This is a genomic window from Janthinobacterium saanense (assembly GCF_014200675.1).
Taxonomy (GTDB): domain Bacteria; phylum Pseudomonadota; class Gammaproteobacteria; order Burkholderiales; family Burkholderiaceae_D; genus Janthinobacterium.
The window spans coordinates 112,276-125,360 of the sequence record NZ_JACHCI010000018.1; the positions used below are offsets into that span (position 1 = coordinate 112,276).

At 58.3% G+C, this 13,085-nt stretch carries 12 protein-coding genes; 3 read left to right on the forward strand and 9 right to left on the reverse strand.

What is annotated here, in order from left to right; genetic code table 11:
- Window positions 1–12 precede the first annotated feature (12 nt).
- The 6 genes from HDE72_RS21450 to HDE72_RS21475 form a co-directional block, all read right to left on the reverse strand.
- Complete coding sequence (locus HDE72_RS21450; RefSeq protein WP_183745332.1) at window positions 13–1,329, reverse strand: sulfate adenylyltransferase subunit 1; 1,317 nt, start codon at window positions 1,327–1,329, stop codon at window positions 13–15.
- Window positions 1,329–2,240, reverse strand: coding sequence for a sulfate adenylyltransferase subunit CysD (cysD, locus tag HDE72_RS21455; protein WP_183745335.1), 912 nt, complete (start codon window positions 2,238–2,240; stop codon window positions 1,329–1,331). The genes HDE72_RS21450 and cysD overlap by 1 nt, the downstream gene beginning before the upstream one ends.
- A 40-nt stretch (window positions 2,241–2,280) precedes the next feature.
- The gene (locus HDE72_RS21460) at window positions 2,281–2,997 is read right to left on the reverse strand and encodes a phosphoadenylyl-sulfate reductase (protein ID WP_183745338.1); all 717 of its coding nucleotides are present in this window, start codon (window positions 2,995–2,997) and stop codon (window positions 2,281–2,283) included.
- 9 nt (window positions 2,998–3,006) lie between these two features.
- Window positions 3,007–3,567, reverse strand: coding sequence for a DUF934 domain-containing protein (locus HDE72_RS21465; RefSeq protein ID WP_183745341.1), 561 nt, complete (start codon window positions 3,565–3,567; stop codon window positions 3,007–3,009).
- A complete protein-coding gene (locus tag HDE72_RS21470; RefSeq protein ID WP_183745344.1) occupies window positions 3,560–5,248 on the reverse strand; it encodes a nitrite/sulfite reductase in 1,689 nt (562 codons plus the stop codon). The genes HDE72_RS21465 and HDE72_RS21470 overlap by 8 nt, the downstream gene beginning before the upstream one ends.
- A gap of 90 nt (window positions 5,249–5,338) precedes the next feature.
- The gene (locus tag HDE72_RS21475; RefSeq protein WP_183745346.1) at window positions 5,339–6,112 is read right to left on the reverse strand and encodes a sulfite exporter TauE/SafE family protein; all 774 of its coding nucleotides are present in this window, start codon (window positions 6,110–6,112) and stop codon (window positions 5,339–5,341) included.
- Between the two features lie 162 nt (window positions 6,113–6,274).
- Between HDE72_RS21475 and HDE72_RS21480 the strand changes: the two genes are divergently transcribed.
- The 3 genes from HDE72_RS21480 to HDE72_RS21490 all read left to right on the forward strand — a co-directional run bounded on the left by HDE72_RS21480 (window position 6,275) and on the right by HDE72_RS21490 (window position 9,153).
- On the forward strand, window positions 6,275–7,216 hold the full coding sequence (locus tag HDE72_RS21480) for a CysB family HTH-type transcriptional regulator (RefSeq protein ID WP_183745350.1): 942 nt from the start codon (window positions 6,275–6,277) through the stop codon (window positions 7,214–7,216).
- Between the two features lie 58 nt (window positions 7,217–7,274).
- Complete coding sequence (locus HDE72_RS21485; RefSeq protein WP_183745352.1) at window positions 7,275–7,925, forward strand: class I SAM-dependent methyltransferase; 651 nt, start codon at window positions 7,275–7,277, stop codon at window positions 7,923–7,925.
- A gap of 220 nt (window positions 7,926–8,145) precedes the next feature.
- Entirely contained in the window at window positions 8,146–9,153 is a 1,008-nt protein-coding gene (locus tag HDE72_RS21490) for a porin (RefSeq protein WP_183745355.1), read from the forward strand.
- Between the two features lie 63 nt (window positions 9,154–9,216).
- Here HDE72_RS21490 and HDE72_RS21495 read toward each other — a convergent pair whose 3' ends face one another.
- The 3 genes from HDE72_RS21495 to HDE72_RS21505 all read right to left on the reverse strand — a co-directional run bounded on the left by HDE72_RS21495 (window position 9,217) and on the right by HDE72_RS21505 (window position 12,675).
- A complete protein-coding gene (locus HDE72_RS21495) occupies window positions 9,217–10,374 on the reverse strand; it encodes a PAS domain-containing sensor histidine kinase (RefSeq protein ID WP_183745358.1) in 1,158 nt (385 codons plus the stop codon).
- A 147-nt stretch (window positions 10,375–10,521) separates the two neighbouring features.
- Window positions 10,522–11,286 carry a LytR/AlgR family response regulator transcription factor gene (locus HDE72_RS21500; RefSeq protein ID WP_183745361.1) on the reverse strand — a complete coding sequence of 255 codons (765 nt, stop codon included), beginning with the start codon at window positions 11,284–11,286 and terminating at the stop codon, window positions 10,522–10,524.
- An 81-nt stretch (window positions 11,287–11,367) separates the two neighbouring features.
- On the reverse strand, window positions 11,368–12,675 hold the full coding sequence (locus HDE72_RS21505) for a sensor histidine kinase (protein WP_183745364.1): 1,308 nt from the start codon (window positions 12,673–12,675) through the stop codon (window positions 11,368–11,370).
- Window positions 12,676–13,085: the final 410 nt, after the last annotated feature.

Sequence of the window (13,085 nt, forward strand, 5' to 3'; positions counted from 1 at the left end):
GTCGAAGCGGATTTATAAACGAATCATGCCGGCTGCGACGGTTTGGTGGGTGACTTCATCGATCAGGATAAACGCGCCCGTGGCACGGATATCGGCGTAGGCATCGGCCGCCAGCGGCTGCTGCACGCTCAAGCTGATGCGCGCGATGTCGTTCAGCTTCAAGCCATCGGCCGGGTGGCGCTGCTGCGTGTTGATGTCGAGGATGGAGTCGATCAGCGTGACCTTGGCGGCCGTCTGTTTCGTGCCATGCTTGATCCAGTATTTGCGGCGCAGGTCCAGACTATCTTCCGACAGCCAGCACACATCGGCCACCACCTGTTTCAGCAGGGTGGCAGGGCGGTCATGGCCAGCTAACAGATCGCCGCGCGAAATATCCAGGTACTCGTTCAGCAGCAGGGTCACCGACTGGCCCACCACGGCCGACGGCAGCGAGCCGTCGAGCGTGACGATATCCTTGACGGTGGCGCTCTGGCCCGAAGGCTGGACCACCAGGGTGTCGCCGATGCTGACCTTGCCCGCTTCGATACGGCCCATATAGCCGCGGAAGTCGTTCGCTTCGTGGCCGTTGTGGCGCGCCACCAGTTGCACCGGGAAGCGGAATGGCGCATCGTGCGATTCATCGTAGACGGACAAGGACTCGAGCAGCTCGATCAGGGTCGGGCCCGTGTACCAGCCCAGCTTGTCGCCGCGCTCGACCACGTTGTCGCCGGTCAAAGCCGACAGTGGTATCGGCGTGATGTCTTTCAAGCCCAGCGACTGGGCAAATTCACGGTAAGCGGCCACGATGCGGTCGTACACCGTTTGATCGTAGTCGACCAGGTCCATCTTGTTGACGGCAACGACCACGTGCTCGATCTGCAGCAAATGGGCAATCGTCGAATGGCGCTTGGTCTGTATCAGCAATTCCACGCTGCCGTCATCGCCCAGTTTGACTTTCGACACGTCGATCAGGATGATCACGGCGTCAGCGGTCGAAGCGCCGGTGACCATATTGCGCGTGTACTGTTCATGGCCCGGCGTGTCGGCGATGATGAATTTGCGCTTGGGCGTGGCGAAGTAGCGGTAAGCCACGTCGATGGTGATGCCTTGCTCGCGTTCCGCTTCCAGGCCGTCCGTCAGCAGGGACAGGTCGACCGTGTCGCCCACCGTGCGCTTGTGCTTGGAGCGCGACATGGCGTCGAGCTGGTCGGCGAAGATGCCTTTGCTGTCGAACAGCAAACGGCCGATCAGGGTGCTCTTGCCGTCATCGACGGAACCGGCCGTGATAAAGCGCAGCATGCCGCGTTCAACGTTATCGGTGAGTGTGGTGTTCAGGACTGCTGCGTTCATTAGAAATACCCTGCTTTCTTGCGTTTTTCCATCGAGGCTTCGGAGGTCTGGTCATCCATGCGCGTGGCGCCCCGTTCCGTGATTTGCGTAATTGCCGTTTCGGCGATGATGGCGTCCACCGTGGCTGCATCTGACGATACGGGGCAGGTGCATGAAATATCGCCGACGGTGCGGAAGCGCACGACCTGCGTTTCCACCGTTTCACCGTCGCGCGGCGGCGTCAGGTCGGTCAACGGCACCAGCAGGCCATTGCGCGGGATCACCTGGCGCTCATGCGCAAAGTAGATCGGCGGCAATTCCAGCTTTTCGCGGGCGATGTATTGCCACACGTCCAGTTCGGTCCAGTTCGAGATGGGGAAAACACGCATGTTTTCGCCGGGGTGCACGCGGGTGTTATACAAATCCCACAATTCCGGGCGCTGGGCTTTCGGGTCCCAGGCGCCGAATTCGTCGCGGAAGGAAAAGATGCGTTCCTTGGCGCGGGCCTTTTCCTCGTCGCGGCGGGCGCCACCGATGCAGGCGTCAAAACCGTGTTCGGCGATGGTTTCGAGCAAGGTGACCGCTTGCGCGGCGTTGCGCGAATCCGTGGCCGGGTTGCGCAGGCGCACCGTGCCGCGCTTGATCGAGTCTTCGACCGAGCCGACGATCAGGCGTTCGCCCAGTTCCGCCACTTTCTTGTCGCGGAAGGTAATGACTTCCGGAAAATTGTGGCCCGTGTCGATATGCACCAGGGGAAAGGGGAACTTGCCTGGGCGGAAGGCTTTTTCCGCCAGGCGCAGCAGGACGACAGAATCCTTGCCGCCCGAAAACAGCAGCGCAGGGTTGGTCGACTCGGCCGCCACTTCACGCAAGATGTGGATGGCTTCCGATTCAAGGCTGTCGAGATGGCGCTGGTTCAAAATATTGCTCATATTGGATGCTTTCTTGTTCTGCTGCGTCTGTTATGTCTGTTCAGGCTGGCACGGATTTGATGCGTATCAATTTGCCGTCTACCATGTGCAAGCCGCATTCCTTGGAATCGGGGTTTTCCCACCACCAGCGCCCGGCGCGTACATCTTCGCCCGGCTCGATGGCGCGCGTGCACGGTTCGCAGCCTATCGATGGATAACCCTGGTCGTGCAGCGCGTTATACGGCACGTCGTTGGCGCGGATATACGCCCACACGTCTTCTTCCGACCAGTCGGCCAGCGGATTGAATTTCGTCATGGCATGCGCTGCGTCATCTTCCTGCACATGCAGTTCGGCGCGCGTGGTCGACTGGGCGCGGCGCTGGCCCGTGACCCAGGCCTTGTTGCCGGCCAAAGCCCGTCCCAGCGGCTCGACCTTGCGGATGCGGCAGCATTCGCGGCGCATCTCGACGTTATTGTAAAACGCGTTCAAGCCGTTCTGTTCCACGTAAGCCGCCACGGCTTCCGGTTGCGGACGGTACAGCACGATGTCATGATCGTAACGGGTCTTGACCTTGTCCAGCACAGCCAGGGTTTCCTGGTGCAAGCGTCCCGTTTCCAGCGAAAAGATGCCGATCGGCAGCTTCGCTTTCAATATCATGTCGGTCAGCACCATGTCTTCGGCTGCGAGGCTAGAGGCGAACACGGCTGGCGAAAAATCGGCAGCGATGCGTGTCAGCGTTTGCTGGGTGGCGTCGATTAAAGTAGTCAAATCGCTCATGGGCTTTCCTCAGATGCCGGCCGCGTTGTCGAGGTCAGGATTCTGGCCTACGCGGTGGTGGCGGCGGAACAAGGGCGATTTCTGGTCCCACGAGGCCTGGTAGGTTTCCGAAAACACCGATAGCCCTTTCAAGGCGTCATGGATGCTGCGGTCCGGGCGCGTCGCATAGGCATCGAAACCGACCCTGTGCATGGAAAACAGCTGGTCGCGCAAGACGTCGCCGATGGCGCGCAATTCGCCCGTGTATGCCAGGCGGGCGCGCAAGTTGAAGGCGATGGAATAACCACGGCCATCGGTGAATTTCGGAAAGTCGATGGCGATGACGGGCAAGCGCGCCACATCGGCCGCCAGTTCTTCGGGCCGCTCGTCGCCGGCCAGCCAGACGCCGATCTCGGGCAGGCGTGCGGCCAGGGCAGCGTATTGCGCTTTCCATACGCTCAAGGGCACGATGGCCTTGCCGGCTGGCACGACCACCGTTTCCGGCGTGTCGCCCTCGTCCAGGCGCAGCAAGCCCCAGTCATTGGCCACCACGGCGGCGTTCTTGATGATTTCTTCGCGTACTTCAAACATATTCGTCTTCCCCCACCAGGTTGCCGACCGTGATCGGCGTTGCATATACGTGTTCCTTGAACGGCGCCAGGCCCAGGCGCTGGGCCGTGTCGACGAAGCGTTCGTCTTCGTAGCGGTCGCGCACATAGACCTGCAGCAGGCGCGCGATGACTTCCGGCATCTGCAAGGCGGAGAACGATGGTCCGATGATCTTGCCGATGGCAGCGTGGTTGCCCTGCGCCCCGCCGATCGACACTTGATACCATTCGCTGCCATCCTTGTCGACGCCGAGAATGCCGATGCTGCCCACGTGATGGTGGCCGCAGGCATTGATGCAGCCCGAAATGTTCAGCTCGATTTCGCCGATGTCGTGCTGGAAGTCGATATTGTCGAAACGCTCAGCAATCGCGGCGGCGATCGGCAGCGACTTGGCATTGGCCAGCGAGCAGAAATCGCCGCCCGGGCAGCAGATCATGTCGGTCAGCAAGCCGATATTCGGCGTGGCCAGGCCATGCGCCTTGGCTTCCTGCCACAGTTTGAACAGTTTCGACTGTTCCACGTCGGCCAGCACCAGGTTTTGTTCATGCGTGACGCGCAATTCGCCAAAGCTGTAGCGGTCGGACAAATCAGCCACGAAGTCGATCTGCTCGGCCGTCGCGTCGCCAGGCGGCACGCCGGTTTTCTTCAGCGACAAGACCACGGCCACGTAACCTGGGCGCTGGTGCGGCTTGACGTTGCGCGCCAGCCAGTTCACATACGCCTTGTTGTCGGCGTGTTCGCCGGCGAAATCGAGGTCAGGCAGGGCGGCGTAGGCGGGCGGCTGGAAGAAGTCGGCCACGCGCTGCATTTCTTCCACGGTCAAGGTTTCCGGGCCATCTTTCAAATCGGCCCATTCTTCTTCCACCTGGCGCGTGAATTCTTCCACGCCGATTGCCTTGAGCAAGATCTTGATGCGGGCCTTGTATTTGTTGTCGCGGCGGCCGTGCAGGTTGTACACGCGCATGATGGCCTGCACATAGGTCAGCAAATGTTGCCACGGCAAGAAGTCGCGCACCACGCTGCCCAGGATAGGCGTGCGGCCCATGCCGCCGCCGGCCATCACCTTGAAGCCCACTTCGCCGGCGTCATTGCGCACGGCTGTCAGGCCGATGTCATGCACGGCGATGGCGGCGCGGTCTTCTTCGGCGCCATTGATGGCGACCTTGAACTTGCGCGGCAGGGCGATAAACTCGGGGTGGAAGGTGCTCCATTGGCGCAGCACTTCCGCGTATGGGCGCGGATCGATGATTTCATCGGCAGCGACGCCGGCAAACGGATCGGATGTTGTATTACGGATACAGTTGCCGGAGGTCTGGATCGCGTGCATTTCCACCGAGGCCAGGTCCGTCAGGATATCGGGCGTCTGTTCCAGCTCGATCCAGTTGAACTGGATATTCTGGCGCGTGGTGAAGTGGCCATAACCGCGGTCATATTTACGCGCGATATGGGCAAACATGCGCATCTGTTTCGACGACAGCAAGCCATACGGCACCGCGATGCGCAGCATATAGGCGTGGCGCTGCATGTACAGGCCGTTTTGCAGGCGCAGCGGAATGAATTCCTCTTCCGTCAGTTCATTGGCGAGTCGGCGTGCAACCTGGTCGCGGTATTGCGCGATGCGTTCTTTGACGATGAGGTGGTCATACTGATCGTAGTGGTACATATCGAGTCCTAAAAAAGCCGGGGTGCTGGAAGATTGCCTGGGTTATATTTTTTTGATGTTTTCTGTTGCTGATGTTCTTTTACTACATTCTTAATAGATTAGCTTCACGGCGACGGTGGTCAAGGTTATGGCCAACAAGGCTCTTAAAAACTTTTCCGGCACGGAGCGGGCTATCCAGGAACCGAGGGTGATGCCGGGCAGGGAGCCGATCAGCAGGGAGAACAGCAACTCCCAGTGGATGGAGCCCAGCCACCAGTGGCCGAGGGCGGCAATGGCCGTCAGCGGCACGGCATACGCAATATCGGTGCCTGCCACTTCGGCGGAACTCATGCGTGGATACAGCATCACCAGCAAAGTTGCGCCGATGGCGCCGGCGCCGATCGACGACACGGTGACCAGGATGCCCAGCACGGCGCCGGAAATGATGGTGGCAGCTGCCAGCTGCTTGCCTTGTAATTGTTTTTCAGGCCGGGCGTTGATCCAGGCCAGCATGCGGCCCTTGAATAACAGCGCCACTACAGTCAGCAGCACCGATGCGGCGATCGAATAGCGTATGATCTGGCCGATTTCCGGCGACAGGGTGCCGAACGATTTCAAGGCCAGGGTGGCAACGACGGCGGCGGGCAGGGCGCCCATGCACAGCAATTTGACGATATCCCAGCGCACGGTGCCGCGCACGCGGTGCGTCAGGGCGCCAGCGCTCTTGGTAATCGAGGCAAAGGCCAGGTCGGTACCGACGGCCACCGATGGCGCTACGCCAAAAAGCAAAGTTAACAGGGGTGTCATCAGCGAACCTCCGCCCACGCCGGTCATTCCAACCAGTAATCCAACGGCAAATCCTGAGACTATATAAGACAAAGTCATGCTTGTACCCCCAAAGTACCGACAATAGTAATAAACTTAGTGTTTAATCCAAACTACTAAGTACGCATTTGCTTATATGCGATATGGGTATATGCATGAACGTAAAATCATGGGTAGGGCGGAAATCTCGGTCTATCACCGCAATCTAGGGCAAAACCAGCAATGAACCTCCATCAACTGCGCTTCGTGCGCGAAGCGGTCCGGCAGAATTACAACCTGACCGATGCCGCCAAGGCTTTGTTTACGTCGCAACCGGGCGTGTCGAAAGCCATTATCGAGCTGGAAGAAGAGCTGGGCGTGGATATCTTCACGCGCCACGGCAAGCGCATTCGTGGTTTGACGGAGCCGGGCCGTCTGGTGCTGGAATCGGTCGAGCTGGTGATGCAGGAAATCGATAGCATGAAGCGCATCGGCAAGGAATATGCAGCCCAGGACAGCGGCAGCTTTACCATTGCCACGACGCACACGCAGGCGCGCTACACCTTGCCCAAGGTGGTGCAGGCCTTCATGCTCAAGTTTCCCAAGGTGCGATTGTCATTGTTGCAAGGCAACCCGCGCCAGATCGCCGAGATGGTGCAGCGCGACCAGGCCGACCTGGCGATTGCCACCGAGTCGATTGCCGCCATCGACGGCCTGATCACCTTGCCGTGTTACCAATGGGAACACGTGGTGGTGGTGCCGGCCGAGCATGCGCTGCTGAAATCGAAGTCCGTGACCCTGGAAGAAATCGCCGCCTACCCGTTGATTACCTATGACAGTGCGTTTGCCGGACGTAACAAGATAGACCATGCTTTTGTGCTGCGCGGCCTGAAACCGGACGTCTTGCTGGAAGCCATCGATGCCGACGTGATCAAGACTTATGTCGAGTTGGGCATGGGGGTTGGTATCATAGCGGGTATGGCGTTTGATGCCGAGCGTGACAAAGGCTTGCGCGCGATTCCTGTGGGCCACTTGTTCGGCATGAATGTGTCGCGCGTGGCCGTCAAGCAGGGCGCGTATTTGCGCAGCTATATCTACACCTTTATCGAACTGCTGACACCGACCCTGAACCGCAAACTGATAGAACAGGCGATGAGCGGCGATAAAGAACATTACGAACTATAACAAGGCCTGACAAGGCCGGGTGTTTTGCCCGGCCAGGACTATATTTAAGAGAAGAAACATGATTACCGATCAGCTTGCCCAGTATTACGCCACCATCGCGCAGCAGTACGAGCGCGTCTATGACAAGCCCGAACGCCAGGAAGACCTGGAAGTGTTGCGCGACAAGGTGGCTGACGCCCTGGAAGGCCACACCGTGCTGGAACTGGCGTGCGGCACCGGCTACTGGACGGAAGTGATTGCCGAGACGGCCGATGCCGTGCTGGCCACCGATATCACGGATGAAATGCTGGCGCTGGCCCAGGCACGCGGCTTGCCCGACAACGTGACGTTTGCCAAACTCGATGCGTTTAAATTATCCGACGACCTGGTGGGGAAATTTACTGCCGTGTTTGCCGGTTTCTGGTGGTCGCATGTCAAGCGCGAAGACCAGGAAAAGTATCTGAAGCAATTGCGCAGCAAGCTGGGCAAGGATATCTTGCTGGTGCTGATCGATAATTCCTATGTTGATGGCAGCAGCACGGTCATTGCGCGCACCGACCTGGAAGGCAATACCCACCAGTTCCGTACGACGGATGGCGGCGAGCGTTATGAAGTGCTGAAGAATTTCCCTTCGGACAGCCACCTGCGCAAGAAGTTTGCCCATTCGGCCCGCGAAATCCGCATGAAGCGTCTCGAGTATTACTGGCTGCTGAGCTGCCGCCTGAAATAAGGCTGGCTAGCCCCGCAGCACCAGACCGCCCACGGGCGGTTTTTTTTCGCCTGTTTCTTTGTAGTAAGTTGTAAAAAAGCTGAGTAAAGAGGTTGTGAAAATGGATGTGCAATAAAACAACACTTGTCTTTGTCATATTGTTGAAGCATTTGCTAGGCATGATTCGTTTCGGTATCCAAGCAGCAACAAATCTTGTCCAACTTAATATAGAGAATCTCAAGTGAAAAAAATTACTCTGGCAGCACTGATCATCGGCGCCTTCGCCACTTCCGCACAGGCGCAATCGAATGTGACCGTCTACGGCGTAGTCGACCTCGGTATTGCCAAAACCACGGGTGGTGCATTGCTGGAACGTGAAAACCAGGCTTCGCGCCTCGGTTTCAAAGGCACGGAAGATCTGGGTAACGGCTTGAAAGCCATTTTCAACCTGGAAAGCGAATTCAAGGCTGACACCGGCGCGCTTGCTACCGTCAGCACCACCTCCACCACCTTGTTTGACCGCCAGGCATGGGTCGGCCTGACCGGCAACTTCGGTACCGTCTACCTGGGCCGTACCAAGGACTTGATCGACGGCACTCTGGCGCGCGTCGATCCATTCAACACCTACGGCGTGATCGGCAAGATCAATGAGCCAGTCATGCGCGGCGGCCAGTCGCCTAACGGCGCCCAAGCCATTCCAAGCGCCTCGGTAGTTGGCGCATCGCGCGTCAGCAATGCTGTCACTTATAACAGCCCATCATTCAGCGGCTTCGTCATCAGCGGCCAATATGTCGCCAGCGAAATCAAAGATGCGGATTCCGGCTTCAGCGCGCTGGTCACGTTTGACGATGGCCCAGCCAGCGCACACGCCGGCTACCAGAGAAAAGTACAGATCGCAGCCAATGCGATCCCTGAACCTAAATTGTGGATCGTCGGTGGCGGCTATAAATTCGGCCCAGCCAAAGTCACGCTCGATTACTCGAAAGCTGATACCGATGTGGCCGCTACCGGTACCTTCAAGAACTTCTTGCTGGGCCTGGCTTACGACATCGGCGGTGGTGCGATCAAGGCCAGCTATGTGAAGCAAAAGCAAGACAGCAGCACTGTCAGCGGCAAGGAAACGGCCAAGGCCTACGGCCTGGGCTACGACTACCCGCTGTCGAAGCGTACTGCCGTGTACGGTTACGCCGGCCGCGATCAATTCAGCGAAAAATCGGTGTACCAGCTGGGCATGACCCACAAGTTCTAAGTTTCACAGGTATCGGGTATGCAAGAAAGGCGCTCTTTGGAGCGCCTTTTTCTTATTGTGCAGCTATTCCGCCGCCGCCATTTCTGTATAGATGGGTAGCAAGATATCGATGCGTGTGCCCAGCAGTTCGCCGTCGGCGCCGATCTGGATATTGCCGTTCAAGCCCCAGACTCTTTCGCGCATGCCCAGCAAACCCAGCGACGCCGCCTTTTTCATATCCTGGTCTGCAATGCCTTTGCCGTCATCCTGTATCGTAATGGCCAGGCTGGAATCGATGCGGTGCAGGGCGATGGTGATATGGCTCGCTTCGGCATGGCGCGCGATATTGGTCAGCGCCTCTTGCACGATACGGTAGACGGCCGTGCTGCGGATGTCATCGAGCACCAGCTCGGCTTCGTCGGCCAGCAAGTCGAAGTGCACGGCCTGGCGCAGTAAAAAATCCTGCCGTAGTTTTTGCAGGGCAAAATAAAGTCCCCCTTCATCGAGCGCGCGCGGCCGCAGGTTGCCGGCGATGCGGCGCAAGGAACTGATGGCTGTCACCAGCAAACCATCCATGCTGAGCAGCAGCTTTTGCAAGGTCGGCGTCATGTCGGCATGTTGTTGCGCCATGGTCAGGTCGACACGCAGGGTGGCCAGCAATTGCCCCAGGTCGTCATGCAGCTCGCGCGCGATATGCCGGCGCTCTTCTTCGCGTATGGTTTGCAGGGCATTCGACAATTCGCGCAGTTGCGAAAAGGAACGGGCCAGTTGTTCATGCACCTGCTTGCGCGCGCTGATATCGCGCACCAGGATGGTGTATACGCCCAGCTCGCCTTCCTGCATGCCCGACAGCGTGCCTTCCAGTGGAAACAGGGCGCCATCGCTGCGCTTGCCGGTCAGGGTGTAATCGGTGGCGCGCCGGCCGGCCAGACGCAATTCCTGGCGAATGTCGCCGAATGGTCCGCCGCCGTCGTGGCCGCCCAAGTTGCGCAAGTCGCGCAGAATGTAATGTCCCAGCGGCATGCCACACATGGCTTGTGGTGAGCTGGCGAACAGGCTGGCCGCAGCCAGATTGGCGTGCAGGATGATTTGCTCGCTGTCGACGTTGATGATGGCCAGCCCCTGTGTTTTCTGCTGCCGGGTAGGTGGCGGCTGGTAGCGCAGATACAGCATGGCGGCGAGTGAGGCCGCCAGCCCGAGTGGCAAAAAGCGTGACAGTCTGGAACTGCCTTGGGTCGGCATATGCGGCTCCTGGCGACGAATCAGGGAATCAATGCATCAATAAATCAATGACACACTAAGTCGACTCTAGACCAGTTCGCGGGGAAGGGCTTGATGTGGCGCAGACAGCGCCGCCCCGGTCGGCGCCGGGCGGCGAAATGGGTGTGTTTACATTTGCTTGAACAGGTGCAGGAAGCTGCGGCTCACTTCCAGCTTGTCGGTCTTGCCTTTGATCAGCACCAGATGGCGGCCGCGTATGTCGCGCGTAACACCTTCGATGGCATTCACATTGACCAGCGTGGCGCGGTGGATTTGCCAGAACAGCGATGGATCGAGTTCTTCCGCCAGGTCCCGCACCGGCTTGCGTATCAGCGCCTCGTATTTGGCGGTTTGCACGCAGGTATATTTTTCGTCCGAGCGGAAGAACAGGATTTCTTCCACCGGGATCATGCGCAAATCCTGGCCTATGCTGGCCTGTATCCACTGCAGATAAGCGGGTTTGGCTTTGGCGGTCATCTTTTCGGCCAGTTGCGACAGCATGGCCGTCACGCTGCTGTTGACGTCCAGCGCAGGTTTGTTCAAATGGGTCTTCAGGCGTTCGACCGTGACCAGCAAGCGTTCGTGCTCGGGCGGCTTGAGCACATAGTCGACGGCGCCCCGCTCGAAGGCTTCGACCGCGTGGCTATCGTAGGCCGTGACGAACACGATGTGGCTCTTGCTGCCAATCACTTGCGCCGCTTCCATGCCCGTCTTGCCCGGCATGCGGATATCGAGAAAGGTAAAGTCCGGCTTGAGTTGATCGACCAGCTCGATCGCTTCGTCGCCATTCTTGGCTTCGCCGATGATTTCCAGTTCAGGCCAGGCCTGGCCCAGGCGCAAACGCAACTGGTCGCGCATCAGTCTTTCGTCGTCGGCAATAATAGCGGTAGGCATAGTCGTTTTTATGTGTCTCGTGGAAATTGATTATTCAATGGATTAGCGTTTTTATCAACTGCTGTGTGATCTTCTGTGATCTTATTTGGACAGTTGATAGGGCACTTCGATCACGGCACACACGCCGCTCGGTTGATTGGGCGTGATGGTCAGGCTGCCCTGATCGCCGTGCAACAGTTTCAAACGTTCACGGATGGTGGGCAAGCCCAGGCCCGTGCCATCGCTGGGCACGACACCAAAGCCGAGTCCATCGTCGGTGACCGTGACGCGCAGCTTGCTGTGGGCGACCTCGGCCACGATGCGCAGGGTGCCGCCTTCCGGTTTGACTTCCAGGCCATGCTTGATGGCATTTTCCACCATCGATTGCAGCATCATCGGCGGGAAGGCGGCGGTGCGCAAGCCGTCGGGTATCTGGAAATCGACCGTCAGGCGTTCTTCCATGCGCATTTTGAGCAGGTTCAAATAAGCTTGCACCATGTCTGCTTCGCGGCCCAGGTTGGTGATCAGGGCGTTGTCCCGCATTTGCGGCAAGACTGCCCGCAGATACTGGATCAGGCTGCGCTGCATCTTGGCGGCGCGCGGCGGATCGGTCTGGATCAGGTGTTCGACCGAGGCGAGGGTGTTGAACAAAAAGTGCGGCTCGACTTGCGCCTGCATCATTTGCATCTTCGCTTCGCTCAGCTGGCGCTGCATGGAGGCGCGCTCCGCCGCTTCATTGGCGGTCACCGTTTCCGCTTCCGCCCGTTTCTTGCCGCCAACCAAAGCTTTCATGGCGAACAGGGCCAGCACCAGCAAGGACACAAAGCTTTTGAACCAGGTGGACGCCTGCTTGTGATAACGCGACACCTTTTGCTCAGCCGCATCGTCCACGGCTTCTTCGATGGCATTTGACAATTCTTCGCCGATTTGTGGCGGCAACTCAATATGTACTTCTTCACCGGAAGCATGGGTGGTCACCGGATAATTCGGTTTGGCAGCTGGGGCCGGTGGCTTGGGTGGGGCTGGCGGTTCGGTTCTTTGCTCGCCCTCAGCCGTGTTGTCATCCTTGTCTGGCGTGTCCGGTGTGTCGGGCGTCTCGCTGGCGCCGCTGTTGCGGCGATTCTTGCTGCTGCGCGGATTGAAATGGATGCCTGTATCGTCGATCAGGATATTGGTATCGCCCGAGCCCTTGCTGGCGCGCTTGTTCGACTTGATCACCACTTCTTCATCTGTGCCGGATGAGAACAATTCATCTTGCAGGATGGAGCCGGCAATCAGGGCCAGGGCGGCGAACAGGAAAAACTTCCACCAGGATAATTGGGTGACCCAGGTCGTGGTCGCGTCGAATGCCCGTTGCAGCCAGGCGAGGATGGCTTTCAATAATTGTGGCGGGCTGGAAATCGGAAACATGGAGATGCTTTCAGGTGCAAGAGTTAATCGACGCAGCGGGCAAGTTTAACTGAATGCCCATTGTTTTTTGCGCTATCGCTGTTCTACGTCAAAAGCCGATGTTGCTACTTTGCCCCAAGTCGGCATGCGCCGCCATGTGCATGCGACAGGCTGCATAAAACGCACGCTGAAGTGAAGCGGGGCTGGCTAGGCGGTATCTATAAATAGCCCTTGCGGCGCCGGCTAGCCTTGGCTATAATTCGCCCCCTCGCTGAACGATGCATGCAAATGCTGAATGAAGCGAGTAAAAAAGAAGGTTGACGAAATGTGCGAAACGCTTCATACTCTTCCTTCTTCGCAGCTGACAAACACAACGCTTTGTCGATAGCGCGAAAGTAATACTGAATACGGTTCTTTAACAATTAACAGTC